Source organism: Microcoleus sp. AT8-B5 (genome assembly GCF_036705565.1).
Lineage (GTDB): Bacteria > Cyanobacteriota > Cyanobacteriia > Cyanobacteriales > Microcoleaceae > Microcoleus.
In genome coordinates, this window is the sequence record NZ_JAUBUY010000016.1 from 68,495 (window position 1) to 95,031 (window position 26,537).

The window sequence follows — 26,537 nt, forward strand, 5'->3', positions numbered from 1 at the left end:
GAACCACTATAGTAGGCTGACAAAGCCGACAGTAGTATTGATTTAAGGTAGTCAAAAAAGAAAATAATTACAACTTTACCTTTTCTCGCAGTCAATGGCACTCTCGAAGAACTTCTTGACTAGAATGAGTTGGATTGTGACAGTTGCTCCGGGAGTAACGGCACAGCAGGCAATTCATCCTGTACGTTGGGGAATGGATAATTTTCCGTCTTAAGACTTGAAACACCTGCTACACCGTACTGGTAACAGGTGTTTTACTTTTTAAAAATCAGACTGGTTTTCACCCGCACCCTTGACGCTTTCTCGCTAGACCGCTCCGACCGCTCCGACCGTGCCACCTTGCCAGCGCTCCGACCGTGCAGACCTGCGACTGTGCCATCGGTGCGATTGTAGCCGTGCCAGCGCTGCGAGTGCGAGTGCGCCGTCCGATCGCCCCGTTGCCTCGGAGTCATCCGATCGCCCTGTTGAATCTGGCAATTTGAAGGGGTAACGACAGCCGAAAAAAATTACTCCCTCAAAAAAACACCTACCCCTAAACGCAAATTTTATCCATCAACCCGATTCAAATTCCAGTCATAGGGCAAAAAAACGATCGCCCATCCATCACCCACAGCCGCCTCCGGCCCCAAATAACCGCCCACATACTCAGCCACCGAACCCGCCGCCTTTACAAAATCCTCGCCGTACCATTTAAAAATCTTGCTCAAATAAAGCGTCTTTTTCTCGGCATCATATCGCACCTTATCAGGATTGTGAATAAAACGGCTGGCATCCGCTTCTAGTTGAGTCCGTACCGACTCCGGGAAATAAGCCCCCCGGCGCAGCAGCGGGCACCCGACAGAAGCGCAAACTAATGCAAAATGGATGCGCGGTTCCGCAAATTCCGGCCGCAATATTCCGTGTTCGATTTGATTGAGACTGTACTTTTTGCCGCCAATAATCGTATTTGAACGAGTGAAAAAATCCAAAAAACTCAGCCAGTTGGGAATTCCCAAAACTTTGGGACGGATGGACGCGATCGGATATACTTCCAGAACTTGAGAAATTGCGATCGCATTGTAGGAATTCAGCCACAACGCCAGCCGCGCATCCGCATCGCTACCATCCGCCAAATCCACATCCGCCAAACTTTCCAGCCACGCCCTCAAAACATCCGCCCCCTCAGCTTTCCAGCCCCGATAATTGACGCGGCCCAAATCGTCAACGTAGCGTTGCAGCAACTCGTCCCAAATCGTAAAGTCGATCGTACCGATCATTTATTACTATCCCTAATATAAGGCGGGCATTGCTTTAGCTTCTGCTTCTATTTAATACTACCGTCAACCCAAATAACACCTGCAACGGTAGCATTTTTTAGATTCGACCCGTTAAACGGGCTCTGGATTAAATTAGCTTGATTGACATACTCCCCAGCTATCAAGGCGAGGGGATTCTAAGCTCAAACAGCAATTGCAGGCATAGCCTGTCTAACATCACCTAACTTAACGGTTGATGCCCCAACCGCACAAATATTTTTAGCTGCATTCTCGTCTCTATCATTCACCTTTTGACAGGACGGACAGCGCCATTCACGAACTGAGAGATCCAACTCTTTCAGTTTGTGTCCACAATGGGAACAAGTCTTACTAGATGGATACCAACGATCAATGAAAACTACTTGTTTTCCTTTCTTCTTGGCAACCCATTCGAGAATTTGGAGAAATTCGCCGAATGCAAGGTCTGAGACTTTACGTCCCCAAAGTCGTTGCATTCCTTTTAGATTCAACGTCTCAAAGCACAGCATATCGAACTTATCAGTTAGTTCGTGAGCCAATTTCCAGAACCAATCAGAGCGACGATTCACTACGGCTTCATGTTTGCGAACTAGATTGAGTCTTGCTCTTTCTCGGTTCGCTGAGCCTTTCCGTTTTTGGGAATGCTGACGATTTGCTTTCTTAATAGCGTTAAGGGACTGTTTCAGGAATTGCGGTGATTCGATTTTTGTTCCATCTGAGCAGGTGAGAAACGTTTTCAAGCCGAAATCTTGCGCCAGCGATTTTACTCGTCTCGACTTTGGTTTCAGGTTCTTCAACGCTGTCAACGACCACAACCATAAATAGCTCTCCTAATGTCGTGCGTTTAATGGTTAACGTCTTGACCGTCCCTTCTATCTCTCTGGAATTCCAATACTGATAAACGCGATTCCCAATCTTAATTCGATTGCCGCCTAATAATTTGTAGCCAGCTTGCTTGAGAGTGAACGATTTGTATCTGCGAACTTTCTTGAATCCGGGAGGTCTAACTCCTTTCTTGTGATGCTTAAAAAACAGTTGGTAGGCTTTCTCAATTCGTTGGCAGATATCCTGCACAGCTTGAGAGCCGACCGTTTGCCAGAACGCTTTACGCTTTCTGTGTTTGGCAATATGCGATTGAAGTTTTGCACAATTCAAATGCTTTCCCCACATCCGGTAGTACCGTTTATGGAGTGCAATGCAATGGTTATAAATCACCCCCGCAGCATTGATACTTCGCTTGAGGTGTTTATTCCGCTTGCTTTGATATAGCTTGAACTTCAATGTTTTCATGCTAACTATGATAACATAATAGGTAGCAATTGGGTAGCCAAATGGTCAGAGAAAGATTAAGTATTCGCATTGCCGTGAGTCGGCTAGAGAAGTTGCGGAGAATTGCCAAACAGAAAGAAAAAACAATGACCCAACTTGTAGAGGACTGGATTGATAAGCTTAAAGAGGACAAGCCGTCCTAGAAGGACGGGGCTTTAGACCCAGTTTTTCGGTAAAATTAGCGCCTTGTAAATTAGCTTGCCGCCAAGAAGCCCCGCTCAAATTTGCCCCGGATAAATTAGCTTCCCTAAAATTTGCTTCTCTCAAATTTGCCCCTTGCAAATTGGCATTTGCTAAACTCGCGTACCGCAGGCGAATGCCGCTCAAATCGCCGCCCGGACACTGGTTAGTTTACCGCAACTAATTGATTTGCTGCAGGTTAGGTGCAATCACCGGTGTAGCCAACCCGAAAATCATTCCTCATAAAACTGCTCCCAAAGTTACAGATTTCCTGCTCTTTACATTCTACAATCTTAAAAGATTCTTACTTTCAATTTCAACGGGGATCGGTTTCTTCCGGCACAACACCAATCCCACTTTGATCTGCAATTTTTTTAATTCCCCTTACCTCCATAACACACTATGAGCGATCGCACCGACTTTTTCGATAAACTGTTAGCGGCTGTTGAAAGCAATCAAAGTTTGCTGTATTTAGCCCTCGATCCCGACCCAGAAACCTTGCCGCCGATGGTTTCCATGACTGGGGAAGAAACTCAAACTTTTGTAACTGATTTGTTGTCTAAGCTAAAAAGTGCGATCGACCAAACAGCCGATTTAATCTGTGCCTGCAAAATCACCCTCGGTTTTTACCAATCTCTCGGTATTCCCGGTTGGGCATTGCTGCAAGAAATTTTAACAATTATTCCCCCTCACCTGCCAGTAATTTTAGATGCCAAACACTGCGATTTAAATACCAGCACAGTGTTTGCCAAAATTGTATTTCAAGACTGGCGCGTGGACGCTATTACTTTAAGTCCCTATGCCGGATTCGACCAAGTAGCGCCATTTTTGTTATACGCTGGAAAAACTGTTTTTGTCCTCTGTGCCACCGCCAACCCGTCAGGGGCTGCTTTGCAAGAATATCCGACGCAAAACAACCCTTTTTACTTGCAATTAGTCCGACTCTCTCAAACTTGGGGAACTCCCGAAAAAGTCGGTTTAGAAGTAGGAGTAATGCCGGATATGTTAGCCCGCATCCGCAAAGAAGCTCCTGAACGCCTAATTTTAGTCGAAGGAGACATCCCCGAAGAAAATGACTTGACAGAAGAAAACGACCTCGCACAACTGCTGGCGGCCGGTTTAAGCACAAATGGTGACGGTTTGCTGCTGCCAGTCCCCCCAAGTTTATTAGCGGGAAAAGAGCCACGCCAAGAAATTGACAAATTGCGGGATAGTATTAATAAACAGAGGGTGCGGGCGATCGAAGGTAGTCCCACTTGCGAACTGTGGCTGCCCGATGTTTGCTTTTTACAACCGGAACCTCACCGTGATTTAATCTTGCAACTTTATGACATCGGCTGCGTAGTTTTTGGCGACCACGTACAAGCATCGGGAGCCATATTTCCATATTACATCGACTTGCGGAAAATTATCTCAATTCCGCAGATTTTCCATCAAATTGTCAGCGCTTATGCAGACATTCTCAAGGATTTAAAATTCGATCGCATTGCCGGAATTCCCTACGGTTCTTTACCCACAGCAACGGGTTTAGCATTGCGGATGGAACGCCCGATGATTTTCCCGCGCAAGGAGGTGAAAACTTACGGGGCGGGCAAATTGATTGAGGGGCATTTTCAGGCAGGAGAAACGATTGTCGTAGTCGATGATATTTTGATTAGTGGCAAAAGCGTGATGGAAGGCGCGGCTAAGTTAAAATCGGCTGGGTTGAATGTGGAAGATATCGTGGTATTAATCGACCACGAACAGGGAGTCAAAGATAAGATGCAGGCTAATGGTTATCGCGCACATTCTGTGTTAGCGCTTTCGGAAATAGCTGAAGTTTTGTATCGAGCAAATCGCATTGATACCGAGCAATTCAATCTTTTGACAGCGGAACATTAAACCCCAATTCCTGTAGGGGCGGGTTCGCCCGGATCTATAAAACTCACAAAAAATCATCATAAACCCGCCCCCACCAACGAATAATTCACATCAATTCCAGTAGGGGCGGGTTTTACCAACCATAATCGCCAAAAATTAATAATCTTATAAACCCGCCCCCACCCAACGGTAAGCCTCAATGTACATTTTTTACCTGCGATTAAAGTCAAGGTTGATATAGGTTATTAGTTGTGTGGGGGCGGGTTTATGAGGTTGTATGCGTGCGTCGAATATTATTCGTAAAACCCGCCCCTACCAGACCATCGATCAACCTTGCAAAACTTCAATTAAAGCATCGCCCATTGCCCGACAGCCGACGAGTTTCATGCCTTCTGACATGATATCGCCAGTGCGATAACCTCGATCCAAAACTTCGACAACGGCTTGCTCGATTTTATTAGCAGCTTCCGGTTGATTTAAGGCGTAACGTAGCATCATTGCCGCGCTTAAAACTTGGGCGATGGGATTGGCTTTATCTTGTCCGGCGATGTCCGGTGCGGAACCGTGCACGGGTTCAAAAACCCCCGGCCCGCTTGCTCCCAAACTAGCAGAAGGCAGCATCCCAATGCTACCAGTTAGCATCGCCGCCGCATCGGAAAGAATGTCGCCGAATAAATTGCCCGTGACAATTGTATCGAACTGTTTCGGCCAGCGAATTAACTGCATGGCTGCGTTGTCAACGTAGAGGTGAGAAAGTTCGACATCAGGGTATTCTGAAGAAAGGGCAATAATACGATCGCGCCACAGTTGCGAAACATCCAAAACATTCGCTTTATCAACGGAACACAGCCTTTTGCCCCGCTTCCTGGCCGTCTCAAAAGCGACTCGCCCGATTCTATCAATTTCCGACTCGGTGTAAGCCATCGTATTAACACCGCGTTTTTCGCCTGTTTCCGTCTCAAAAATACCTTTCGGTTTGCCGAAATAAATGCCGCCTGTGAGTTCGCGGATGACCATAATATCCACGCCTTCGACAACTTCCCGTTTCAAACTAGAAGCATCAACCAATTGCGGTAAAATAGTCGCCGGACGCAAATTTGCAAACAATCCCAATCCGGCGCGCAGTCCTAATAATCCAGTTTCCGGGCGCTGTTCGCGGGGCAAATTATCCCACTTGTAACCGCCAATTGCTGCTAACAATACTGCATCGCAGTTGCGGCATTTTTCCAGTGTTTCTTCGGGTAGCGGATTGCCTGTTGCATCAATAGCAGCGCCGCCCATTAAAGCTTCTTGAAATTCAAAGCCGATGTCCAATTGTTTGCCGACAAGTTTCAGGACATCTACCGCCACAGCGATAATTTCAGGGCCGATGCCGTCTCCTGGTAAAAGAGTGATGCGGTAGTTTTGAGTCATATCGATTTTGGAGTTTTGATTTGAGATTTGAGATTGAGAGTTAATGGGAATTCTTTGGAAATGCAAGACATTCTCACAAGGTTATAATCATATCAGGATAAGCAACCTCAGAATTGATTATGACATTCCCGACTTACCCGCCTGCTCAAGCTGAACCGCCTTTAGACCCCCGGCAGAGTTTGCCAACAATGTATGATTTACCCAGCGAAGACCCAAAGGAGCCCGGTTTGCCAGATACATTTCATTTAGATCAGCCGCAACTCTTGGAATTCACCTTTTTGCCGCCGGGATGGGATGCGGAACAAGTCTTTACAGCCTGTTACCTAAATTTGTATTACGATGCAACACAACCGCGCTGGCATAAACGCCCGGATTGGTTTGCTGCGGTGGGTGTGCCAAGGCTTTATCAAGGGCGCGATATGCGTTTGAGTTATGTAGTTTGGCAAGAACGGGTAAATCCGTTTGTGGTGGTGGAATTGCTATCGCCGGGCACTGAAGATGAAGATTTAGGGCGGACTGTTCAGCAAGCTGGGGAACCGCCGACTAAGTGGCAAGTTTATGAACAAATTTTGCGGATTCCTTACTATTTTATTTTCAGTCGCTACACGGATGAATTGCGAGCTTTTCATCTTGTAGGAGGCCACTATGAACAGGCAGAATTAATTGATGGGCGGTTATTTATTCCTGAGTTGCAGTTGAGTTTAGGTTGGTGGCAAGGCAGTTATAAGAGTATGAATCGGTTGTGGTTGCGGTGGTTTACGGCCCAAGGAGGGTTGATTTTGAGTCCGGGTGAAAGAGCAACGGCGGCGGAACGGCAACTGATAGAATCTCAACAGCAAGTTCTAGAATCTCAACAGCAACTCATAGAATCTCAACAGCGAGAGGAAAGACTAGCGGCGCGGTTGCGGGAACTAGGCATCGATCCTGAAAAGTTGGTTTAATAGTTCTCGCACCCAGGCCTGGTGAAACCCGGTTTCAACTCCTCGAATCCGCGCAACAGGAGTGAAATAAGATAAAAATAGTTCGATCGCACGCACGTACAAAAAAATCGGCAAGGAGTCGCACCAGTGGCAGAGGGCGAAGGCATACCAACATCAGCACAGATTGATTATCGGGACTATTCTTGGGCCTTTTGGCCAGTTGTCCCCCTCTATCCCTACAGCAAGCGGCGCACCATCCGCAAGGAAATAGTCAAGGACACAATCTGGACTTTTGACCAACTACAAGGCATTTTCTACGTAGTCGTCCCGATTCGGATGACAGTAATTAAATTAGAACCCGAAGGCCTTCTCGTCTACGCCCCCGTTGCACCGACTCCTGAGTGCATCCGCTTGGTAAAAGAGTTAGTAGCAGAGCACGGCGAGGTGAAGTACATCCTGCTGACAACGGTTTCCGGCATCGAGCACAAAGTTTTTGTCGGCCCCTTTGCGAGGTGTTTTCCCGAAGCGCAGGTGTTTGTCGCCCCGCAGCAGTGGAGTTTCCCCGTGAATTTGCCGCTGAGTTGGCTGGGTTTGCCCACGAAACGCACTTCTGTACTGCCCTTTGACAGCAGCAACACCCCCTTAGCCGATCAATTTGACTGGGCAATTCTCGGCCCCCTCGACCTCGGTTTGGGCAGATTTGCAGAAGTTGCGTTATTTCACAGACGATCGCGCACGCTGATGTTAACAGATTCCGTGGTTTCGATTCCCGAAAATCCGCCGGCGATCGTCCAACTCGACTCGTACCCCCTGCTGTTTCACGCCAAAGACAGCGCCTCGGACATTGTGGCAGACACCCACGAAAATCGGCGCAAAGGGTGGCAGAGAATCGCCTTATTTGCCATGTATTTTAGCCCCAGCGTGCTGGAAGTGCCGCCGTGGTCGGAGGTATTTGCCAATGCAGGCAAAGCGCCAGAACGCTCTAGGAAAGCTTATTTCGGGTTATATCCGTTCAAGTGGAAAAAACATTGGGAGCGATCTTTTGAGGCTTTGCGGGGAGGAGGGCGGTTGTTTGTCGCGCCGATTCTGCAGACTTTGATTCTCAACCGCGCGCCGAGGGAAACTCTCGATTGGGTGGATAAAGTGGCGAGTTGGGAGTTTCAAAGAATTGTACCTTGTCACTTCGATAGTGCGATCGACTCCCGGCCGCGTGAATTTCGGCAAGCATTCTCGTTTCTGGAAAAACACTCGCCTGTTAATTCCTTACCCGAAGATGATTTTAAATTGCTCAGGCAGATTGATGCGGGTTTGAATAAAACTGGTTTGGTTCCCCCTGCGAAAGAAAAGATTTAATCATTTGAGTTCACAATTTTTTCAATTTCGACTAACCCCCAGATCCCCCCTAACCCCCCTTAACAAGGGGGGGACTAGAGTCTTCAAAGTCCCCCTTCTTAAGGGGGATTTAGGGGGATCGAGACTTGGATACAAACGAGAGAAATAGAGGGTTTTAGTCTTAAGTTGAGACGCTTTGAACACTGCCCTGTCCCTACTCAATCAATTTACAAATTTGTTAAATTAAACTCATCAAACTTCACCACTTCCGACTCCGGTTTCCGCGTATCAAAATAGTAGCTGCTAACCGTACCCTCCCCCGTATCAAAAATAGTAAAAGCCGTAATATCATTGCTATCAATATAAGGCAGCGGCCGCCCGTCTTCTCCCAACAAAGGCGCAACAGTCGGCACCACAGGTTCCAATCCGTTCGGGTCTCCAATAGCGCTGTAATCTTCCCGATATGCCGGCGGCACAAATCGGCGCTTTTCCCCCGCAAAAGCACCGTAACTGTTGCCCACATTAGAACTCTCCAAAAAGTGCATTCCGCTGGAACTTACAAACCGATTCCACAAGTGCGAATGTCCGTAAAATACCAACTGCACGCCCGCTGTTTCTAGTAGCGGCACTACATCCCGAATCAGATAATCTTGCTGTTTCGGATACTCGTAACGCACCATTTTAATCTCGCCATCGAGAGCGCGATCGACTATTTGCACTGGATCGGTATAAGCAGGTACAATATTGTCACCCAGAGAATGGGGCGGGTGGTGAAACATCACAATTTTATATTTTGCCTGCTGGAATTCCGAGCTTTTTAACTCTTGTTGCAGCCAATTATATTGAGCGCTGCCCTTGACAATCGGCTCAAAAATATGCTGTCCGTATCCCCATTTTTCGGGATGATTAAAATCTTCGTCCCGTTCCCGATACCTGCCTCTCGCACGCGGATCTAAATTCGGAGTCCGCCAGATATTCGTAACATACAAAGTCACTAAGCGTACATCCCCAAAAGTCACAGCATAGTAATTTTTGCCTCCAGGTAAATTGAAAATTTCGTCATAGGTATCGCTATTAAAACTCTTGTTTTTTAGCCAGATTTCCCGCACTGAAGAGTCATTATTAAGATTCAAAGAGGCAGCACGTTGAGCGTATATTTTCTCCGCAGCGGCGCGGGGAAAAGGATCGTTAAATTGGTCATCGAGTTTGCTGTTGGTTGCAAAGCGACCCATGATTTCGTGATTGCCAATGGCCGGAAATAAAGGCGCGTGTTGAATCAGTTCGCCGCCGCTGTAAACGGTTTTGATGCCGTTTTTGTCGAGTTCGGAAAATGCGCGACCTTGCAGAGACGGAAAGAAGGCGCGGCCTCGGTAATCGTCAAACCATTCAGAAGCGCGATCGGGTATATTAATTAAATCCCCTGCCATGAAAACCGCGTCAACTCTGCCAATTGTTTCGGCTACTTTCTGGAGATTTGCTGCTGTCATCGGCATCAATTGATGGTCAGAAGTGAGGAGAATTTTGAGCGCACTTCCTGCTGCGGGTGTCGGAGAAAGAGTGAAAACTTTGCTGCTGACAGATGCGCCGTCTTTCCTTTCGCTAGTGACTCGATAAGGAATGCGAACACCGGGCATTAAATTGGGGACTTCTGCTTCATGGCGCCAGATGTCGCGGACAATTGGATTGCTGTCAATGATGCTTTGTTTCATTTCATCGGAGATGCGCGAGTCTTTGTCTTCGCGAGTGCGGCTTAGCTTGGTAGTATTTGCCGTCACGACTTGATTCAAATTTTCGCCGTAATCAACTGTGTTGCGAGTACCGGCAAACTCTGTGAACCAGACAACTCGCACCGAGTTTGCTGTTGGGACTTGCAGAAACGGGTCGGTTAAAAGCTGAGGTTTGTTAAGGTAAGATTGCATCATGAAACCTAGCAATAGGACAATCAAAATCAAAACACCAAAAAACCAGGGATTGCGAGAATAACCTTGAGAAAATTCTACTTTATTGGGCAAAGGCGTTAACATAATTCATTAGTCATTAGTTTGTAAGGGCGGGTTGCACCAGCCAAACAGAACTCCCCACCCCAATAATATATAAACCCGCGCCACCCACTTTAAATTTTAAACTACCCACGTTATCAAAAAGTTAAGAAATTAGTAAAATATTTCCGATAAAAGAAACCTCCACCCTTTTTGGAAATCTTCTGAGTTCTCCATTCTCTTTCTCTGTGTCCTCTGCGCCCTCTGCGGTTCATAAAAAAAAATCAAAAATGACTGAGACTTGCGATATAACATTCTTAACACCCTGACTTCAATCTAAAATCTAAAATCTAAAATCTAAAATCCCATGACCCGCCACCTTCTCAAGGCTAACTGCAAAACCGTACACTTGGGCGGTTTTTCTCCGAATATCGAACCTGCTTTAACTGTCGATTCGGGCGATCGCATCGATATCGAAACCTATTCAGGATATTATGTTGCTGACAAGGCCCCGCCCGAATTTCTCACCCCCGAATTTTTAGATATTTGTCAGAATTTGCCTCCCAACCGCAAAGTTGGGCCGGGGCCCCACTTGCTGACAGGCCCGATTTATGTTAACCATGCCGAACCGGGAGACGTTTTAGAAATTCACATTGAGGATGTTTACCCAAGTTTGCCCGTAGGATTTAATGCAATTCGCGCCGGATGGGGTTCTTTACCTGAGTATTTCCCCGAACCTAAATTGCGGTTTATTCCGCTAGATTTAGAGCAAAAAACTGCTGAATTTCCCACAGGTAGCGGCATTCGGATTCCCCTGCATCCTTTTTTTGGAATTATCGGCGTTGCTAATGCACAAATCAACCGTTCTTCTATTCCTCCAGAGCGCTACGGCGGCAATATGGACAATCAGGAACTCCAAGCAGGAACGCGGTTATTTTTACCTGTTTTTCTGCGCGGCGGTTTACTGTCCATTGGCGACGGACATTCGGCACAAGGAGATGGTGAAGTTGACGGTACTGCGATTGAAACTTCGATGAACGGGACTATTCAGATCATCTTACGCAAGGATTTATTTCTGATATTTCCGTTTGCGGAAACGCCCACTCATATTGTGATTATGGGATTCGGTAGAACATTAGATGAAGCGTTTGAGCTGGCAGTAAAACAGACGGTTTATTGGCTGCAAAAGTTTGCAGGTTTCCAAGAGGAAGATGCTTATGTTTTGTGTTCGCTTGCGGTAAATTTTCGGATTACGCAGGCTGTTAACAATCCTCAAAAAGGAGTTCACGGAATGATTCCCAAGTGTATTCTGCTCGATGTGAACATTATTGACCACCGAGTTTGAGGTAATATGATAACACGCGAGCGACCAAAAAATTAGGATCGCGATCGCACAAACTACACAAATTTGTCACTGCTGTGGTCGATCGGGATCGCGTTCCTGTTGACAATTAAGCTTAAAATGGATAAGTTACCAGTTCTACCTAAATCGAACTCAACATGAAAAACCAGACTGACGATGTTGCCAAAAAAGATTTAGTCGATCGAGCTTTTGGGAGTGCAGCAATACCAGATCCAACAGCGTGGGTGCACGAACATTATTTTCTGGCTAATTTCGCTGATACTCTGGCCCACATCCAAGAACATATGTCTGAAGACAGTTGCGAAATCGGCGAGAATGTTGAATCGGGTGAGGGAATATTATCGATCGATGCCAAAATTAGAGATATGTTGAGAGCTACTTTTAGCGACGACGGCTGGCAGTATGTCGAAAGTTTATTGTGAGTTTGGTAAAATCCATAAGTATTTGTACGTTCATAATTTGAGAGCGTAAGTTATAGCAGTTTAAAAAAGAATCCAACTTTATGCCGGTGATCTAAACCATTAGATCATGCGTTATGCCCAATTCTTTAATCTCAAATCTCAAATAATATCAATTTCTTCCCTCAACGCAGACTCGCAACTCAGAATAGCTGGGTGCATTTCCACCCCCAGTTTAAGTAAACTTGACCTATTGTGATGTAGGATACTTTAGATGGGGGGGAAATTACTGTCGCTAGGAATTTCGATCGATCGCAAAAACGCTGCACTTTCTTCGGGCAAAGCAGTATTGATAAACATCCCGCTGCCCAACTCAAATCCAGCTTGCTTGGTGACTCTGGGAATAATTGCGATATACCAGTGAAAGTATTTTGTTCCCCCTTCGGCGATCGGTGCCGATCGAATAGTATAGTTGTAATCGGGATTGTTTAATCCGTAATAAAGCTTAGCCAGTACAGTTTTCAAAGTATCAGCAAGATCCGTAATTTCCCCATCAGTAAGGTCATCAAATGAAGAGGAATGTCGGCGCGGAAAAATCCAAGTGTGAAACGGTGAAAGTGCAGCGTAAGGGATAAAAGCCACAAAATGTTCACTCTCACAAATCACTCTTTCCTCCGCCGCTAATTCATCTTCCAAAGTTCGGCAAAACAGACATTCTCCGGTGTCATCAAAATATCTAATAGCTTCGTCGATGCGGCTGCGAAATTGGCTGGGTACAACGGGCGTCGCTGCTATCTGCGAGTGGGGGTGTTCGAGAGAAGTTCCGGCAGTTTCCCCGTGATTTTTGAAGATAATAATAGTTTCAATGTGGGGATTTTTTCTAATTTCTACATAGCGCTGGCGGTATACTAAAAGTATGTTTTCAACTTCTTCAACACTCAACAAAGCTGTCGTCAAATCGTGTCGCGGATGTTCGACAATTACTTCGTGCACGCCGATTCCCGCCATCGTGCGGTGAATTCCCGATGATATCCTCATCCATTTGGCTGTCGGGGAGAGGGCGGGATATTTGTTGTGAATTGCCCGGACTTTCCAGCCCGTGCGTGAAGCGAAGCTATCCCGTAGGGAATCGCCCAAACGGCAAGTTTCTAAGGTTCCGTCTTCTTCATTTCCCACGCAAAACGGGCAATCGGCACGGTGCGGGGGCACTACTGCAGCCGACTTTTTTTTGTTAGCGAATTGATCCGGTCTTGTCGCCCGTTCGGTGGCGATGATTACCCAATCTCTGGTAATTAAATTTTGTCTAAGTTCAGACACTTTTTTACCTTCAGTTTCCGGGTCAAATTGTCTCTTATTTTAGATAAATATGTGTACTCTGTCAGTGTCTGATTGCAGACTTTTAACAAATCTTGATATCTAATTCCGAAGGTATTAAGTCGGTTGTCATGAGTAAAATTTTACCCAACATCAGACTGACGGTATCTAAAGCGTTAGACATCAATCTATTTGTTACGGCCTAGATTACCCGGAGTACCAATGAAAGCAATTAAAGTAATGGCATCAAGTTAAGTCTGCTTCGTCGGATTATGGGCGTGCTGTTTTCATGTAATCCTAAATCACACTTATAGTGTGTAGATTTTGGAGTGCACTCACCGATATCTTGCTCGTGTGGCAAAAAATCCAGAGCTAAAAAAATTTGGAGAGCAAGTTCGCAGGCTAAGGACATCAAAGGGCTTTTCCCAAGAAAAGTTAGCAGAACTAGCCGGACTGCACCGCAACTACATTGGTGGTATTGAGCGGGGTGAGCGAAACATAGCTCTATTAAACATTTTGCGGTTAGCAAAAGCTCTAGGAGTATCACCAAGCGAACTATTGCAGGAAATAGAGTAAATGCAATCACCCTATACCGGACTTCCTGTCGAAGATTGGGAAGAGAAGACACGAGAACTCATAGATCGACACCCACTAGATCCACAAGAAATTTATGACGTGGTTATTCAAGTTTGGAGTGAAATTTTTCAATCCAGCATAACCAGCAGAGGCTACAGAATAGGAATAAATTTATTCCCAACTCCCCAAATTATGGGATTTTTTTTACATGAACTAATCCCATTAGAACTCGCCAGCAAATACCCCGGAATTTGGCGGCGCGATCACAGTACCCTCGAAAAAGATATTGTTTACATCCCGAACAATAATTTCTCAATTGAAATTAAAACTTCTTCAAGTAGTCGTAACACTTACGGCAATCGCAGTTATGCTCAACAAAGCGCCCTAGGAGCAAAGCCGAAAAAAGACAAGTCCGGCTATTACCTTGTAGTTAATTTCCAGAAATTCAATCCCAAAATGGCAAGCGTGCAAACTCTAAATATTAATTTAGTTAGATTTGGATGGATAGATCGAGAAGATTGGCAAGGGCAAACAGCAGCCACTGGTCAGCAAGCTAAATTAAGCCCTGATGTAGAGCGATATAAGTTGCTGCAATTGCCTATTTAGCAATATTTACCATCTTTAAAATAAAGATAATTGAGCTTCGCTAATCTGCTTTTGTCTGAGAAAATCATCAATTCGGTTGGCAGCTAAATCGCAGTATTCCTGACAGATATCAAATCCGATAATAGTGCGCTGCAAACCTAAAGCAACAACCGCCGTAGTTCCTGAACCCAAAAAAGGGTCTAAAATGATTTCATTTGGGTTGGATGAAGCTTTGATGATTCGCTGTATAACAGCACTTGGAAATTGAGCGGGGTGAGAGGTTCGCTCTTTTGATGATCTATTTTTACCAGAAGTTACCTTCGGGAATTCCCAAACATCAGTCGGATTTTTGCCTTGGGAGTTGACTTTAATTTTTCCATTCTTTTTTTGATTAGGATATTTTACATTTGGATCGCGCACATCATCTAGGTTAAATGTATAGTCTTTATGGTTTTTAACATACCAAAGAAACTTTTCATTGCGCGGTGAAAAGAACTTACTACCAGCAACCCCAGCGCCATAGTGCCAGATAACTTCTTGGATTAGGTAAAAAGGAATTTTGTCCCAAAGTAGATAGGGAATGGGGATAGCTTTAGCTTGATTGGGAATTGATAGATACCCCAAGTTGAGCCAGAAAGCGCCGTTAGGAAGGATGAGCCTATAATTTTCACTTATCCAGCTTTCACACCAGTTTAAATATTTATCTAGTGGTAGTGTTTTTTCGTATTCTTTGCCAATGTTATAGGGGGGACTGGTCACAGTAAGATTGACGCATTCATCAGGGAGCTTGGACATTGCTTCTAAGCAGTCCATCTGATAAATGAGGCAGTTTGGCGCTTGGAAGTAGGGTTTGCCTAAAAAATTCACTATATCAGTTATAAGCATGATAAAATTTATGATGGTATAAATCTATATTGGCACAAATTTGCCGTTTTTAATGATTAACTCAGGGAGTAATTAAATCATGTGTACTTCCTTAATTCGTCTTCCTGAATTCCCAAACATCATGCCAACTGCAACTGCACATTCTGCAACTTGCAAATAGCTTTCAAGACTTGCGCCAACAAGAGCGATCGCTCTCGGTCAATCAAATTCAATTCCGGTAAAATCTGATAAGTACAAGGATTTCCCCGCGTCAGATACACAAACTGATAGTTACGTCCATTCGTGGTCAATCCCCAAACAGACGATTGCTGCTGCAAACTTTTATAAGCATAAGTCAGCAATTGCGGCAAACCGGCCCAAGGATCGATCCTCTTCGAGGGCTTCGCTAACGCACTATTTTTCGCCTCCACTACCAAAATCCAAAACTGTGCCGCCGCGAGCTCTGCATCCGGCTGATTTACCGCTAAAATATCCAAGCGCCCTTTAATTAAAGTATCCGCATCCTCCACCTCGATCGGGATGCTATCTTCCATTGTCAGCACCACAGGAACTTTAAAAAATCCCGTTAATCTCATTAACGGTGAAAGTGACAAAAACTTAACCAATTCTTCAGAAACCTTTCCCACTTCTAGATGACGCCAAAAGTGATTACCGATTAGCAATAATTCCTGCTGTTCAAAATCCGTCAGAGGTTCCAAAGATACAAATTCAGCAAAAGAGCCTCCTATTTGTCTTTCCAATTTGAGAAGGCGGCGAACGTCATTTAGCGAGAGTTGGCTTGCTTCCAAATTTTGCGTCATGGCTTTTGTGCGATCGGCTGTTAATGTCAATTATAAAAGAATTACCATCGGATTTGTTATGATATAATCATACCAGATATCGCTCCTGTAAATCGGGTAGATTGTATGAAAGCAATTAAAGTGATGGCAACGATCGACGATCGAGGACAATTGTGCGTTGGTGAACCGCTCAATTTATATCGCAACAGCCGAGCCGAAGTAATTGTGCTGGTTCCAGAAGGAACAGACATTAATAAAGAGAAGCAATCTCATGAAGCCAACCACCAAACCACGCAACTAGAAGACTATTTCAACTTCCTCAGACCTGACGATATTCGGCTCAAAGGTTCCCGGATCGGCATCGAAACCATTCTCTATGAATACCTGTTTCGCGCTCGAACTCCCGAAGAAATAGCTAACATTTATACATCGCTCACCCTCGAACAAGTTTATGCGACCATTTTGTACTACCTGCACAACAAAGAAGCAGTCGGTAAATACATAACCGAATGGTTGGAATGGGGCGAAAAAATGCGAGAAGAACAGCGCCGCAATCCTCCTCCTGTGGCCGAAAAACTTCGCAAACTGAGAGCAGAAAGAGATGCAAGGAGAAAAGCTGATGGCAATCCAGTATCTCTTTGATGAAAATGTCGATCCTGCCTATCCTAGCCAAATTCGCAGACGCAATCCCGATCTGGTTGTTCTAGCAGTGGGAGAACTAACAGCACCTTCTAAAGGGACTCTCGATCCAGAAATTCTTATTTGGTGCGAAATCCACAATTTCATTCTTGTTACCAACAACCGCCGCTCTATGCCCGTTCATTTAACAGATCATTTAGAGCAAAATCGCCATCTTCCCGGAATCTTTCTCCTGAATTCCAAGCTGAGTATTGGTCAAAATATTGACGAACTGATTTTGATTTATGAAGCATCATTTGAGAATGAGTACGAAGATAGAATTTACAATTTACCAGTGCTCTAATTTCTCATGCAGATCCAACATTTACAAAATTCCCCAAAGTCTTAAGGAAAATAAACATACTTTTGCCCCAACTTATGCAAACAATAGTTAAAAAGACTAACCGAAGTTAAAGTTAAAAGCAATGTCGCAAGATACCATCGAATCAATTCTGCATGAAAAACGGCTATTTCAGCCGCCCGCTGAATTCTCCCAAAAAGCTCACATCAAAAGCCTAGAAGAGTACCAAGCCCTCTACGACAAAGCCAAAGCTGACCCCCAAGCATTCTGGGCAGAACTTGCAGCCCAAGAATTAGACTGGTTCCAAAACTGGGATACCGTGCTCGACTGGCAGCCGCCTGTTGCTAAATGGTTTGTCAACGGTAAAATTAATATTTCTTACAATTGTCTCGATCGCCACTTAACCACTTGGCGCAAAAATAAAGCCGCCCTGATTTGGGAAGGCGAACCCGGAGACTCCCGCACCCTCACCTACGCGCAACTCCACCGCGAAGTCTGCCAAATGGCGAACGTCATCAAACAATTGGGAGTCCAAAAGGGCGATCGCGTCGGCATTTATATGCCCATGATTCCCGAAGCTGCGATCGCCATGCTAGCCTGCGCCAGAATCGGTGCAGTACACAGCGTTGTTTTTGGCGGTTTTAGTGCAGAAGCTTTGCGCGATCGACTCAACGACGGCCAAGCAAAACTCGTCATCACCGCTGACGGTGGCTTCCGCAAAGATACCGCCGTCGGCCTCAAAACACAAGTAGACAAAGCATTAGCAAATAATGCCACACCCAGCGTTACCAACGTTCTCGTAGTTCAGCGCACCAAACAGAAAATTGACATGGAACCCGGGCGCGATCATTGGTGGCACGATTTGCAAAAAGGTGTATCGGCAAATTGTCCCGCCGAACCGATGGACAGCGAAGATATGCTGTTCGTACTCTACACCAGTGGCAGTACCGGCAAACCGAAAGGTGTCGTCCATACAACCGGTGGTTATAACCTTTATACCCACATGACAACCAAATGGATATTCGACCTCCAAGATACCGATGTTTACTGGTGTACTGCTGATGTCGGCTGGATTACTGGACACAGTTATATTGTCTACGGGCCGCTGTCCAACGGTGCGACAACTTTAATGTATGAAGGTGCTCCTCGCCCTTCAAATCCTGGCTGTTTTTGGGATGTAATTGAAAAATACGGCGTCACCGTTTTCTATACTGCACCCACTGCGATCAGAACATTCATGAAAATGGGCGAACACTTGCCCAACGCGCGCAATTTGTCCTCTTTACGATTGTTAGGAACTGTCGGCGAACCGATCAATCCTGAAGCTTGGATGTGGTATCAACGAGTAATTGGCAAGTCGAATTGTCCGATCGTCGATACTTGGTGGCAAACAGAAACCGGCGGAATTATGATTACCGCTTTGCCCGGTGCAATTCCTACAAAACCCGGTTCTGCAACCCTACCGTTCCCCGGAATTGTGGCTGATGTTGTTGACCAAGATGGCGAACCAGTAACTAACGAAAGCGGCGGTTATTTAGTGGTGAAACATCCTTGGCCGGGAATGATGCGGACACTTTACAACGATGCCGATCGCTTCCGCCGCACTTATTGGGAATATTTGCACCCGAAAGATGGCGAATTTGTGTACTTTGCAGGGGACGGCGCGCACAAGGACAAAGACGGTTATTTCTGGGTAATGGGCCGCGTTGACGATGTAATTAATGTGGCCGGACACCGACTCGGCACAATGGAAGTCGAGTCAGCTTTGGTATCGCATCCAGCGGTGGCGGAAGCTGCGGTTGTTGGTAAACCGGATGAGATTAAAGGTGAGGAAATTGTGGCTTTTGTCACGCTGGACAACTCGCAGCAACCTAGCGATGAATTGGCTAAGGAATTGAAGCAGCACGTTGTTAAGGAAATTGGGGCGATCGCCCGTCCGGGAGAAATTCGATTTACTGATGCTTTACCGAAGACTCGAAGCGGGAAGATTATGCGGCGTTTGCTGCGTTCTTTGGCTGCGGGACAAGAGGTTTCTGGGGATACTTCGACTTTGGAAGATCGGACGGTTTTGGATAAGTTGCGCGGTGGTGCGTAGGGGTATTTTGTAACCGCAGATGTAGGCAGATGAACGCGGATGAACGCTGATGAAATTCCCATCAGCTCATCTGCGTTTATCTGCGGTTTAATTGTTAATTGGTTTATTTACCGCGCCACAGATGAACCGCATCTGGGTTAATTTGCGACCTTACCTGTAGCCAATCCTCTAACAAGTAATCATCATCAACTGCTTCAGAATGCTGTTCGTCTTTGAGAATTGCTAAGACGTGGACTCCAGACGGATAGTTGACATGACGAATTTCTGGGTCATATCCCAAGTCTTGAATTTTTGCTAAAATGCGATCGACAGCACCGGCAACAGTAAGATCGACGGCAAGAATAATTTGACCTAGTTTAGCACCCGGTTTTACACATTCCAGAACAGCCATTATTCTTTCTCCTTGTAGTTGCGGTTTAAGATAATTGCATAATAATTTGCTATTATATAACCGTGAAGTCTTATATTGCTCGTGTTGTTCTATGCCCGCTTTAGACCTGTACCACAATACAGTTAAAAAATCTCTCCTCAATGATGGGTGGATAATTACTCACGATCCTCTCCATCTGAAATGGGGGAAAAAAGATATGTATGTGGATCTGGGAGCAAAACAGGTGCTGGCTGCAGAACGAGGAGAACAGAAAATTGCTGTGGAAGTCAAAAGCTTTGTCAGCGATTCAGAAATGCAGGACTTGAGAGAGGCGATCGGACAATTTACTATTTATCGATCTGTGCTTCAGAGAACTTATCCAGAACATACGCTTTATCTGGCTGTTCGCGATATCACCTATGAATCTCTATTTGAAGAACCGATCGGTCAATTAATGATTGAAGATGAAAAGCTCAAGCTGATTGTATTCGACCCAAATCAAGAGGCGATCGTAAAATGGATACTTTAGCTAACTTTAGAACCACCATTAAAACAGTTCTCGAACCTTACACAAAAATTCCTTACTCTCATGGCGATATAATTTGTAAAGCCGTGTTTGATGAAAAATCTGATTGTTACCTGCTAGTTACTTTAGGCTGGGATAAAGCCAAACGAATTCACGGCTGTTTGGTTCATATAGATATTATTGATGATAAGATTTGGGTACAGCGAGATGAGACAGAATACGGCGTGACAAAAGAACTTGTAGCTGCTGGAATTTCCAAGGATTCCATTGTTTTAGGTTTTCATCCCGCCGATGTCAGACCTCATACAGGTTATGCAGTTGTGTAGTTAATGAATTATTTGGCTCATCTATTCTTATCAAAAGGCACGCCAGAATCCTTGATTGGCAACCTCTTAGGAGATTTTGTCAAAGGTTCGGCAATCAACCTTTATCCCGATGAAATTAGAAAAGGCATCGATTTGCACCGCAAAGTAGATAGCTACACCGACTCTCACGCAATAGTGCGATCGAGTAAAAGCCTTGTTTGCGCCGAGAGACGCAGGTTTGCTGGAGTTTTGATTGACGTGTTTTACGACCACTTCTTAGCTAAAAATTGGCTCGAATATTCAGAAATTCCGCTCCCCGATTTTTCTCGCCATGTCTATAAAATCCTGCAAGACAACCGCGATATATTGCCTGAATCTCTCCAGCGGGTGCTGCCCACAATAATTGCCCGCGACTTGCTTTCATCTTATCAGGACATCGCCGAAATCGGCATCACTCTTACAAGAATGTCTGCCCGAATCAAGCGGACAAATAACTTGGCAAGCGGCATAGAAGATTTGACAGCTAACTATCAGCGATTAGAATCAGATTTTCGAGAGTTTTTCCCAGACTTGATAAAATACGCCACAGTTGACAAATATTAATACAAACAACAAAAATTACAGTTGCTAGTGATAACGAACTCGTGTATACTCCAAGCGATACCTGCATGAAATCTCAAGTGCAACAGGGTTCAAAATATGGCAACCAGAATTCCGAACCTGCAAATAACTAAAGTAGTTGATGGCGACAGCATCAAAATTTCTCTCAACGGCAAAACCGAGTCTCTGCGGCTGATTTGCGTCGATACAGAAGAAAGTCATCCGGGAGGCTCCAAACCTGTAACTGCGGCGGGGAAAGCAGGTACGGAAATGGCTAAAAAATACTTTGCGACAGCAGATGGCGGACTTGCTAAAATTGACATAGAATTTGATACAGACGATTCGGTTGAAGTGGCTCTACAAAAACACCGCGACAACTACGGGCGTCTCCTCTGTTACGTACATAAAGACGGAGAAAATTACAATCTTAAACTGATTGAAGAAGGCTGGAGTCCCTACTTTGTAAAATACGGGCGCTCCAGATTGTATCACCGACAAATGACTGAGGCAGAATCGGCAGCAAAAGCTTACAATCTGATGATTTGGAATCCGATTATCAATGCCAAAATCCCCTCTCGCAACTATGCTAATTTACTGCCTTGGTGGTCGATGCGAGGCTCGATTGTTGAAGAATTTCGGTTGTCGGAAGCAACCGCAGGAGCGCTTTCTTTGAGGTTGGACTACCCGAAAATATTAGCGGCTTCTGAGAAAGCTAAATCTATTACTATTTTCTGCGATTTGCAGGCGGGAATTACTAAAAGGATCGGCGGCAGCGCTGTAATTTATGCTGGTTCGGTGTATCATAAATTAGATTTGTGGATACCGGATTCTGAAACTGATGAAAGAGCTCCCTTGAAGCGGCTAATCGAGAAACGTTATGCGGGTCTGGGACGGGGATATGTGTATGTCAGTGGGAAGGTAGAACAGTACAAAGGGAAGCCTCAAATAGTTTTGAAGGATATCAAACAACTTTCAGACTTTCCCCCACAAAAGTGAATATTACATAAATTTAATTAACAAAATTGCAGGACAAATGGAACGATGAAGACTGTTCTCCGGGGAACGCGATTGAATTTTGGGCGATTCCCTACCGCAACGGGCCCGCTTAACGAACGGGATAGCTTGGCTTCGCGCATTTTTTAAATTTTAAGTAGCATGACGGTTTAAAATCAAAAAATATTGTGTTTTTTTATTAGGCTAAATCAATTCATACTATAATAGTATAATCGCCAATCTGTAGCTGCCAATAGCTGCGACATCTATCCAAACTCCAGAAATTTAAAAGCTATGTGCCAATTACTGGGAATGAACTGCAATGTTCCAACAGATATTTGCTTTTCTTTTGAGGGTTTTTCTGCAAGAGGTGGCAGAACAGACGTTCATCAAGACGGTTGGGGAATTGCTTTCTTTGAAGGTTTGGGATGTCGCCTTTTTATAGACTCTAAACCTGCGATTGCTTCTCCGGTTGCTGAAGTAGTGCGCCGCTATCCCATTCATTCAACTAACGTCATTGCTCACATCCGCAAAGCTACGCAAGGCGAAATTGCTCTGGAAAACTGCCACCCTTTTATTCGGGAACTATGGGGACGTTATTGGGTGTTTGCTCACAACGGAAATCTCGAAAATTTTTATCCAGAATGTGCCGGAGTTTACAAACCGGTTGGCAAAACTGACAGCGAAAAAGCATTCTGTTTGATATTAGAAAAGCTGCGCTCTACTTTTCCTCAAAGTAAGCCTGCTGTAGCGGAAATTTACCCGGTACTGGAGGAAATTACTAAAAGTTTGGCAGAGTACGGAATTTTTAATTATTTACTTTCGGATGGAGAACACTTGTTCACCCACTGTTCTACTAATCTGCATTATATTGTGCGACAAGCACCTTTTGCTAGCGCTCACTCGATCGACGAAGATGTAACAGTCGATTTTCGGGAATTGACCAATGAGGGCGATCGCGTGGCTGTTATTGCCACTTTTCCGCTGACTGATAACGAAGTTTGGACGCAAATTCAGCCAGGAGAATTGCTGGTATTTCAGGATGGTTTGCCTGTCTCTTCTGGGCTGCTGGAGTTAAGTTAACGAGATTTAAACAAATTTAAAGCCTAAACAGAGCATCCAACCTGCTAAGGAATGAAAAATAAATAATTTAATGAATTACTCAGGTTGGGGTACGGCTCGATAATTCCATTTGGGCAAATATTCGTCAAAAAGAATTTGCATAGTATTTTTGAAGTTATCAGCTACCTTCCTACCAGTTTTATAAACTTTATTAAGGATATTTACAGCTACAGATAGTCCCGTTTTAGTGTGAGTTTTTTCGACGAGAGCTTTGACTAATTCTAAACTTGTAAAAATTACTCCTTGACAAGCCCTGGTAATATGAGGAAAAAGTCTATAGCGGTTCTTAAAAAAGTGAGGTATGCCCTATGCCCATGAGTACCTCATCTTTCTGAGAAAGGCTATATGTTTGAGCGGATTATATTTAGATATATAAGGAGGATAATGAGCAATTCCGATCTCTATTCCTATTTCATTAACTAATTTATGCAAATCTGATTTAAAAATATAATGATTAGCATTATTACTACCTCACCCATCACATTTTGCCAAGATAGAACTAGCGTTAGGGTAGGTAGCTTTACCATAATTATTCCACCATTTTTTTCAGGGTAAGAGCATCTCAATTAGGCTTGACACAAGGACTCAGAAGAATCTAATGTAGGGTCAAGAAAACAAGAAAAGAGAACTTGAATCATATAATCGTTATCCATAGCAGTGCGTTTCATTTTTTGTCTGAGACTGCGTTTGTAAGTCAGTTCTCGATTGAGGGCATTAAGAGCGATGCGTCGTAAAAGAGCAAAATTCCGAGGACTGTGGAAAGAGCGAATGCGACAAGCATCCGAGCGCGAATGTACAGTCAAGAGTCCAATGAGCCTGGTTTTCAATACCCCAATGTTTTCGGATAGCCAGACCAATAAGTTGAGCATTACTGTGTAAAGAAGTCAAATAAAATTGCACCTCACGGGTAGTTTTGTTCCAGAGATGACGGACTCGTACAACCATGACAACGCTTTGAAGTCCTGCCCATAATCGGGGTTGATAAAGATGATTAATTGCAGAAACCGGAACCGACCAGACTTGACGAATTTCTCGGCGATGGTGTCCTTTTTCGATGCGTTTTTCATAACTGACATCAATGCCTTGAAATTGCTGAGAAGAAGCTGTTTCAAACCATTCTTGAACCTGATTGTAGAGAGTGGGATGATTTGCCTTGAGCGCCAAAACGTAATCTCCTTTCTTGTCGATAATCTTTTTGGCAATTTCTGTTTGTGTCCCCATTGCATCAATAGTGATAATGGAACCGGTGATATCCAGTAATTCTAATAATGCAGGAATAGCAGTAATTTCATTAGATTTATCTTCTACTTTCATCTGTCCCAAAACTAAACGTTGTTCACTCGACCAGGCACTAATAATATGGAGTGCCGATTTACCTTGATTTCGGTCATACGAACCCCTAATGGTCTTCCCATCTATGGGGATTATTTCTCCTCCCATCTTGGTGACAAGGGTTTCTACCCATTGAAGAAAACAACGATTCAATTCTTCTGGGTTAATAAACTCAAATACCCGACGAAAAGTGTCATCAGAGGGAATACCGTGAGGTAATGCCAAAAACTTTTCTAACCACTGTTTTTTGCTAATGCCATAATTTTCCATGTCTTCCCATCCTTGCGCTCCAGCAATTACTGCTAAAATCGCAATTACTAAGATATCTGTGAGTTGATGTTTCTTCGTTCTCTCCACTCTGGGATCTTTAATATCTTGGAAGTGCTGAACTAAACTTTTTTGAATACAAGCGATATCTGCCACTTCTGTTAGCTTTCTCTCAGGAGGAAAATTTTTCTGAGTATCGGCAGTTTTGTTGTCAAAGCCTTGAAACATATAGGGTATTTTTTGAGATTTTCAACTACAGTATTACTGTCATCTCACTGATCTGTGTTAGGAGTCAAGTGTGCTGTCTACACAGTCTCTTATGCTTATTTTGTTAACTTTGTCAAGTTCATATTATACCAAATTAGATGAGCTTACCCTGCCATTTTTTTAAAGACTCACAGGCGAATTCACTGGTATTTTTACTATTTCTTAATGTTATATATCCTCGGTTTTGTTGAGAATCATAAACCCCATGTGGGCTCACTTTACCGTGACCTAAACTCCAAAAATCCCGATCGAAAGTAGTGACAGGTTCCTTTGTATAGAGAGTTCCCGGAGGATACAAATTTCCTAAAACTTTTTTCTTTTTGGTATCAAAACGGTTGGATAGGATTGCTGGCTTCTCTATACTCCGTATCCACTTTCGCAATATTTTAAAATTGAGCGTCACGATTTTCATTAATTACTATTATTTGTTTTTTGTTTTCGTTTCAAATACCAATGATTTTTTAATAGTTTTGCCACTAAGGAATGAGAATTAAATAACTTACAATCCGTGATGGTTCTTGTGGGATGGGCGTCCTGCTCGTCCAGAAAGGGCGGGCTATAAGCCCAACCCCTACTCCCCACTTTCAAGAGTGTAAATTATTTAATTCGCGATCGTAAGGGGAGACTAATGGTAAAACCTGCCGCTTGTATTGCAGAAGCTATTTCTTTATGGGTCAAATTAGTTTATTTGATTAACTCATTCATTGGGTTTCAGGCTGTGTGATTTTTTAAAATGTATAAAAATTCTGCATCAATGGCGATTTTAGTAGACAGAATACTTTTTCTTTCCCCTCCTCTCTTTCTGATCCTGGAACTATTCAGTGTCTCTGAGTCCATTTTTTCTAAATCTTCTATTACCTTGATGATAGTATTTCGACTGCATCCCAAAATTTGCATTACATACCTAATTCCACCCCATCCTAATTTTTGAGCTTAAGAAAGCTGCATATCTTCTTTTGTTTTTTTCTGATAATAATGATGTATAAAGTTTTTTAATTTTTGACTCAATTCAATTAGACTCAGACCGGGAGTTAAAAGTAAATTAGAAGAGTTAACTATAAAAATCAGTTGTGAGTTGTTCTCTGTAGGAGTAAAAATTGTCATCTCACACTTTATTTCATTATAACCGATAACTCATCAACTTATTTATTTTTCATTTCTAACTTCCTTAGATAGTGATGCTCAACTTTTAGGTCGAGCTCTCCGAAAACATTGGGGGATTGAAAATGAGGCTCATTGGGCTTTAGATTCTACCTTTGCTGAAGATGCCTGCCGGATTCGCTTTTTCCACAGTCCCCAGAATTTAGCTGTCCTGCGACGGCTCGCGCTCAATGCCTTCAATCGTGAACTGACTTACAAACGTAGTTTTAGACAAAAAATGAAAAGGGCAGCTATGGATAGTGATGATCTGATTCAAATTATTCGTTCTTGTTTTGCTGACAATATATTAGATTCTTTTGAGTCCTTTTGTCAAGGGTGATTGAGATGCTTTTA

28 protein-coding genes and 2 pseudogenes are annotated in these 26,537 nt (G+C 44.1%); 17 read left to right on the top strand and 13 right to left on the bottom strand.

The features are described from left to right. Window positions 1-356 precede the first annotated feature (356 nt). Window positions 357-482 carry a hypothetical protein gene (locus QUB39_RS13325; RefSeq protein ID WP_333208154.1) on the top strand — a complete coding sequence of 42 codons (126 nt, stop codon included), beginning with the start codon at window positions 357-359 and terminating at the stop codon, window positions 480-482. A gap of 63 nt (window positions 483-545) precedes the next feature. Here QUB39_RS13325 and QUB39_RS13330 read toward each other — a convergent pair whose 3' ends face one another. The 4 genes from QUB39_RS13330 to QUB39_RS13345 all read right to left on the bottom strand — a co-directional run bounded on the left by QUB39_RS13330 (window position 546) and on the right by QUB39_RS13345 (window position 2,930). After that, window positions 546-1,256 (bottom strand): DUF547 domain-containing protein, encoded by a 711-nt coding sequence (locus QUB39_RS13330; protein WP_333208153.1) that lies wholly within the window; start codon window positions 1,254-1,256, stop codon window positions 546-548. 182 nt (window positions 1,257-1,438) lie between these two features. Next, window positions 1,439-2,062: an RNA-guided endonuclease TnpB family protein gene (locus tag QUB39_RS13335; RefSeq protein WP_333240408.1), complete on the bottom strand. Its 624-nt coding sequence runs from the start codon at window positions 2,060-2,062 to the stop codon at window positions 1,439-1,441. After that, window positions 1,944-2,564: a hypothetical protein gene (locus QUB39_RS13340; protein WP_333208189.1), complete on the bottom strand. Its 621-nt coding sequence runs from the start codon at window positions 2,562-2,564 to the stop codon at window positions 1,944-1,946. The genes QUB39_RS13335 and QUB39_RS13340 overlap by 119 nt, the downstream gene beginning before the upstream one ends. A 159-nt stretch (window positions 2,565-2,723) precedes the next feature. Further along, the gene (locus QUB39_RS13345; protein ID WP_333208152.1) at window positions 2,724-2,930 is read right to left on the bottom strand and encodes a pentapeptide repeat-containing protein; all 207 of its coding nucleotides are present in this window, start codon (window positions 2,928-2,930) and stop codon (window positions 2,724-2,726) included. A 255-nt stretch (window positions 2,931-3,185) separates the two neighbouring features. Here QUB39_RS13345 and QUB39_RS13350 point away from each other — a divergent pair, with 255 nt between their 5' ends. Continuing rightward, window positions 3,186-4,664 carry a bifunctional orotidine-5'-phosphate decarboxylase/orotate phosphoribosyltransferase gene (locus tag QUB39_RS13350; protein WP_333208151.1) on the top strand — a complete coding sequence of 493 codons (1,479 nt, stop codon included), beginning with the start codon at window positions 3,186-3,188 and terminating at the stop codon, window positions 4,662-4,664. A gap of 306 nt (window positions 4,665-4,970) precedes the next feature. Here the strand turns inward: QUB39_RS13350 and leuB are convergent, their stop codons facing one another. Beyond that, window positions 4,971-6,056, bottom strand: a complete 1,086-nt coding sequence (gene leuB, locus QUB39_RS13355) for a 3-isopropylmalate dehydrogenase (RefSeq protein WP_333208150.1) — start codon at window positions 6,054-6,056, stop codon at window positions 4,971-4,973. A gap of 119 nt (window positions 6,057-6,175) precedes the next feature. Here leuB and QUB39_RS13360 point away from each other — a divergent pair, with 119 nt between their 5' ends. Both QUB39_RS13360 and QUB39_RS13365 read left to right on the top strand, forming a co-directional pair. Continuing rightward, window positions 6,176-6,997 carry a Uma2 family endonuclease gene (locus QUB39_RS13360; RefSeq protein ID WP_333208149.1) on the top strand — a complete coding sequence of 274 codons (822 nt, stop codon included), beginning with the start codon at window positions 6,176-6,178 and terminating at the stop codon, window positions 6,995-6,997. 126 nt (window positions 6,998-7,123) lie between these two features. After that, window positions 7,124-8,329 (top strand): DUF4336 domain-containing protein, encoded by a 1,206-nt coding sequence (locus tag QUB39_RS13365; protein ID WP_333208148.1) that lies wholly within the window; start codon window positions 7,124-7,126, stop codon window positions 8,327-8,329. A gap of 206 nt (window positions 8,330-8,535) precedes the next feature. Here QUB39_RS13365 and QUB39_RS13370 read toward each other — a convergent pair whose 3' ends face one another. Continuing rightward, a complete protein-coding gene (locus QUB39_RS13370; protein ID WP_333208147.1) occupies window positions 8,536-10,332 on the bottom strand; it encodes a metallophosphoesterase family protein in 1,797 nt (598 codons plus the stop codon). A 322-nt stretch (window positions 10,333-10,654) separates the two neighbouring features. Here QUB39_RS13370 and QUB39_RS13375 point away from each other — a divergent pair, with 322 nt between their 5' ends. Then, a complete protein-coding gene (locus tag QUB39_RS13375; RefSeq protein WP_333053653.1) occupies window positions 10,655-11,632 on the top strand; it encodes an acetamidase/formamidase family protein in 978 nt (325 codons plus the stop codon). A 155-nt stretch (window positions 11,633-11,787) separates the two neighbouring features. After that, window positions 11,788-12,072 carry a hypothetical protein gene (locus QUB39_RS13380; RefSeq protein WP_333053652.1) on the top strand — a complete coding sequence of 95 codons (285 nt, stop codon included), beginning with the start codon at window positions 11,788-11,790 and terminating at the stop codon, window positions 12,070-12,072. A gap of 246 nt (window positions 12,073-12,318) precedes the next feature. Here QUB39_RS13380 and galT read toward each other — a convergent pair whose 3' ends face one another. Then, on the bottom strand, window positions 12,319-13,365 hold the full coding sequence (galT, locus tag QUB39_RS13385; protein WP_333053651.1) for a galactose-1-phosphate uridylyltransferase: 1,047 nt from the start codon (window positions 13,363-13,365) through the stop codon (window positions 12,319-12,321). Window positions 13,366-13,716: 351 nt separating this feature from the next. Here galT and QUB39_RS13390 point away from each other — a divergent pair, with 351 nt between their 5' ends. Both QUB39_RS13390 and QUB39_RS13395 read left to right on the top strand, forming a co-directional pair. Next, window positions 13,717-13,938, top strand: a complete 222-nt coding sequence (locus QUB39_RS13390; protein ID WP_333145260.1) for a helix-turn-helix transcriptional regulator — start codon at window positions 13,717-13,719, stop codon at window positions 13,936-13,938. Continuing rightward, window positions 13,939-14,544, top strand: a complete 606-nt coding sequence (locus tag QUB39_RS13395) for a ScaI family restriction endonuclease (protein WP_333202103.1) — start codon at window positions 13,939-13,941, stop codon at window positions 14,542-14,544. A 15-nt stretch (window positions 14,545-14,559) separates the two neighbouring features. Here QUB39_RS13395 and QUB39_RS13400 read toward each other — a convergent pair whose 3' ends face one another. Together QUB39_RS13400 and QUB39_RS13405 are read right to left on the bottom strand one after the other, a co-directional pair. Further along, window positions 14,560-15,408, bottom strand: a complete 849-nt coding sequence (locus QUB39_RS13400; RefSeq protein WP_333208146.1) for a site-specific DNA-methyltransferase — start codon at window positions 15,406-15,408, stop codon at window positions 14,560-14,562. A gap of 119 nt (window positions 15,409-15,527) precedes the next feature. Next, on the bottom strand, window positions 15,528-16,238 hold the full coding sequence (locus QUB39_RS13405) for a restriction endonuclease subunit R (protein WP_333208145.1): 711 nt from the start codon (window positions 16,236-16,238) through the stop codon (window positions 15,528-15,530). A 75-nt stretch (window positions 16,239-16,313) separates the two neighbouring features. Between QUB39_RS13405 and QUB39_RS13410 the strand changes: the two genes are divergently transcribed. The 3 genes from QUB39_RS13410 (at window position 16,314) to acs (ending at window position 19,261) form a co-directional block, all read left to right on the top strand. Further along, the gene (locus QUB39_RS13410) at window positions 16,314-16,829 is read left to right on the top strand and encodes a DUF433 domain-containing protein (protein WP_445243013.1); all 516 of its coding nucleotides are present in this window, start codon (window positions 16,314-16,316) and stop codon (window positions 16,827-16,829) included. Then, window positions 16,807-17,169 (top strand): DUF5615 family PIN-like protein, encoded by a 363-nt coding sequence (locus tag QUB39_RS13415; RefSeq protein ID WP_333053649.1) that lies wholly within the window; start codon window positions 16,807-16,809, stop codon window positions 17,167-17,169. The genes QUB39_RS13410 and QUB39_RS13415 overlap by 23 nt, the downstream gene beginning before the upstream one ends. Before the next feature lie 121 nt (window positions 17,170-17,290). Then, a complete protein-coding gene (acs, locus tag QUB39_RS13420) occupies window positions 17,291-19,261 on the top strand; it encodes an acetate--CoA ligase (RefSeq protein WP_333053648.1) in 1,971 nt (656 codons plus the stop codon). Window positions 19,262-19,364: 103 nt separating this feature from the next. Here acs and QUB39_RS13425 read toward each other — a convergent pair whose 3' ends face one another. Further along, the gene (locus tag QUB39_RS13425; RefSeq protein ID WP_333202092.1) at window positions 19,365-19,652 is read right to left on the bottom strand and encodes a hypothetical protein; all 288 of its coding nucleotides are present in this window, start codon (window positions 19,650-19,652) and stop codon (window positions 19,365-19,367) included. A gap of 91 nt (window positions 19,653-19,743) precedes the next feature. Between QUB39_RS13425 and QUB39_RS13430 the strand changes: the two genes are divergently transcribed. From QUB39_RS13430 to QUB39_RS13450, 5 genes are all read left to right on the top strand, one after another. Further along, the gene (locus QUB39_RS13430) at window positions 19,744-20,160 is read left to right on the top strand and encodes an element excision factor XisH family protein (protein WP_333053641.1); all 417 of its coding nucleotides are present in this window, start codon (window positions 19,744-19,746) and stop codon (window positions 20,158-20,160) included. Then, on the top strand, window positions 20,148-20,483 hold the full coding sequence (locus QUB39_RS13435; protein WP_190740648.1) for a XisI protein: 336 nt from the start codon (window positions 20,148-20,150) through the stop codon (window positions 20,481-20,483). Before QUB39_RS13430 ends, QUB39_RS13435 begins: the two co-directional genes overlap by 13 nt. Window positions 20,484-20,486: 3 nt before the next feature. Then, on the top strand, window positions 20,487-21,065 hold the full coding sequence (locus QUB39_RS13440) for an ACP phosphodiesterase (RefSeq protein ID WP_333053640.1): 579 nt from the start codon (window positions 20,487-20,489) through the stop codon (window positions 21,063-21,065). Window positions 21,066-21,161: 96 nt separating this feature from the next. Beyond that, window positions 21,162-22,058 (top strand): thermonuclease family protein, encoded by an 897-nt coding sequence (locus QUB39_RS13445; RefSeq protein WP_333053639.1) that lies wholly within the window; start codon window positions 21,162-21,164, stop codon window positions 22,056-22,058. A 291-nt stretch (window positions 22,059-22,349) separates the two neighbouring features. Beyond that, window positions 22,350-23,138, top strand: a complete 789-nt coding sequence (locus tag QUB39_RS13450; protein WP_333053638.1) for a class II glutamine amidotransferase — start codon at window positions 22,350-22,352, stop codon at window positions 23,136-23,138. Between the two features lie 75 nt (window positions 23,139-23,213). Here the strand turns inward: QUB39_RS13450 and QUB39_RS30610 are convergent. From QUB39_RS30610 to QUB39_RS13470, 3 genes and pseudogenes are all read right to left on the bottom strand, one after another. Continuing rightward, a pseudogene (locus QUB39_RS30610) lies at window positions 23,214-23,636 on the bottom strand (ISAzo13-like element transposase-related protein); the annotation flags it as partial. Between the two features lie 107 nt (window positions 23,637-23,743). After that, window positions 23,744-25,004, bottom strand: a pseudogene (locus QUB39_RS13465) (ISAs1 family transposase). Between the two features lie 133 nt (window positions 25,005-25,137). Then, window positions 25,138-25,455 (bottom strand): ISAzo13-like element transposase-related protein, encoded by a 318-nt coding sequence (locus QUB39_RS13470; protein WP_333055873.1) that lies wholly within the window; start codon window positions 25,453-25,455, stop codon window positions 25,138-25,140. Window positions 25,456-26,187: 732 nt separating this feature from the next. Here QUB39_RS13470 and QUB39_RS30615 point away from each other — a divergent pair. Next, window positions 26,188-26,523, top strand: coding sequence for an ISAs1 family transposase (locus QUB39_RS30615; RefSeq protein WP_445243036.1), 336 nt, complete (start codon window positions 26,188-26,190; stop codon window positions 26,521-26,523). Window positions 26,524-26,537: the final 14 nt, after the last annotated feature.

Coding starts and splice junctions, on each gene's coding strand:
- QUB39_RS13400 (WP_333208146.1), bottom strand. CDS start 15,408: ATGCTTATAACTGATATAGTGAATTTTTTAGGCAAACCCTACTTCCAA.
- QUB39_RS13330 (WP_333208153.1), bottom strand. CDS start 1,256: ATGATCGGTACGATCGACTTTACGATTTGGGACGAGTTGCTGCAACGC.
- QUB39_RS13380 (WP_333053652.1), top strand. CDS start 11,788: ATGAAAAACCAGACTGACGATGTTGCCAAAAAAGATTTAGTCGATCGA.
- QUB39_RS13395 (WP_333202103.1), top strand. CDS start 13,939: ATGCAATCACCCTATACCGGACTTCCTGTCGAAGATTGGGAAGAGAAG.
- leuB (WP_333208150.1), bottom strand. CDS start 6,056: ATGACTCAAAACTACCGCATCACTCTTTTACCAGGAGACGGCATCGGC.
- QUB39_RS13350 (WP_333208151.1), top strand. CDS start 3,186: ATGAGCGATCGCACCGACTTTTTCGATAAACTGTTAGCGGCTGTTGAA.
- QUB39_RS13415 (WP_333053649.1), top strand. CDS start 16,807: ATGGCAATCCAGTATCTCTTTGATGAAAATGTCGATCCTGCCTATCCT.
- QUB39_RS13435 (WP_190740648.1), top strand. CDS start 20,148: ATGGATACTTTAGCTAACTTTAGAACCACCATTAAAACAGTTCTCGAA.
- QUB39_RS13425 (WP_333202092.1), bottom strand. CDS start 19,652: ATGGCTGTTCTGGAATGTGTAAAACCGGGTGCTAAACTAGGTCAAATT.
- QUB39_RS13450 (WP_333053638.1), top strand. CDS start 22,350: ATGTGCCAATTACTGGGAATGAACTGCAATGTTCCAACAGATATTTGC.
- acs (WP_333053648.1), top strand. CDS start 17,291: ATGTCGCAAGATACCATCGAATCAATTCTGCATGAAAAACGGCTATTT.
- QUB39_RS13430 (WP_333053641.1), top strand. CDS start 19,744: ATGCCCGCTTTAGACCTGTACCACAATACAGTTAAAAAATCTCTCCTC.
- QUB39_RS13445 (WP_333053639.1), top strand. CDS start 21,162: ATGGCAACCAGAATTCCGAACCTGCAAATAACTAAAGTAGTTGATGGC.
- QUB39_RS13370 (WP_333208147.1), bottom strand. CDS start 10,332: ATGTTAACGCCTTTGCCCAATAAAGTAGAATTTTCTCAAGGTTATTCT.
- QUB39_RS13410 (WP_445243013.1), top strand. CDS start 16,314: ATGAAAGCAATTAAAGTGATGGCAACGATCGACGATCGAGGACAATTG.
- QUB39_RS13340 (WP_333208189.1), bottom strand. CDS start 2,564: ATGAAAACATTGAAGTTCAAGCTATATCAAAGCAAGCGGAATAAACAC.
- QUB39_RS13470 (WP_333055873.1), bottom strand. CDS start 25,455: ATGAAAATCGTGACGCTCAATTTTAAAATATTGCGAAAGTGGATACGG.
- QUB39_RS13440 (WP_333053640.1), top strand. CDS start 20,487: ATGAATTATTTGGCTCATCTATTCTTATCAAAAGGCACGCCAGAATCC.
- QUB39_RS13360 (WP_333208149.1), top strand. CDS start 6,176: ATGACATTCCCGACTTACCCGCCTGCTCAAGCTGAACCGCCTTTAGAC.
- QUB39_RS13375 (WP_333053653.1), top strand. CDS start 10,655: ATGACCCGCCACCTTCTCAAGGCTAACTGCAAAACCGTACACTTGGGC.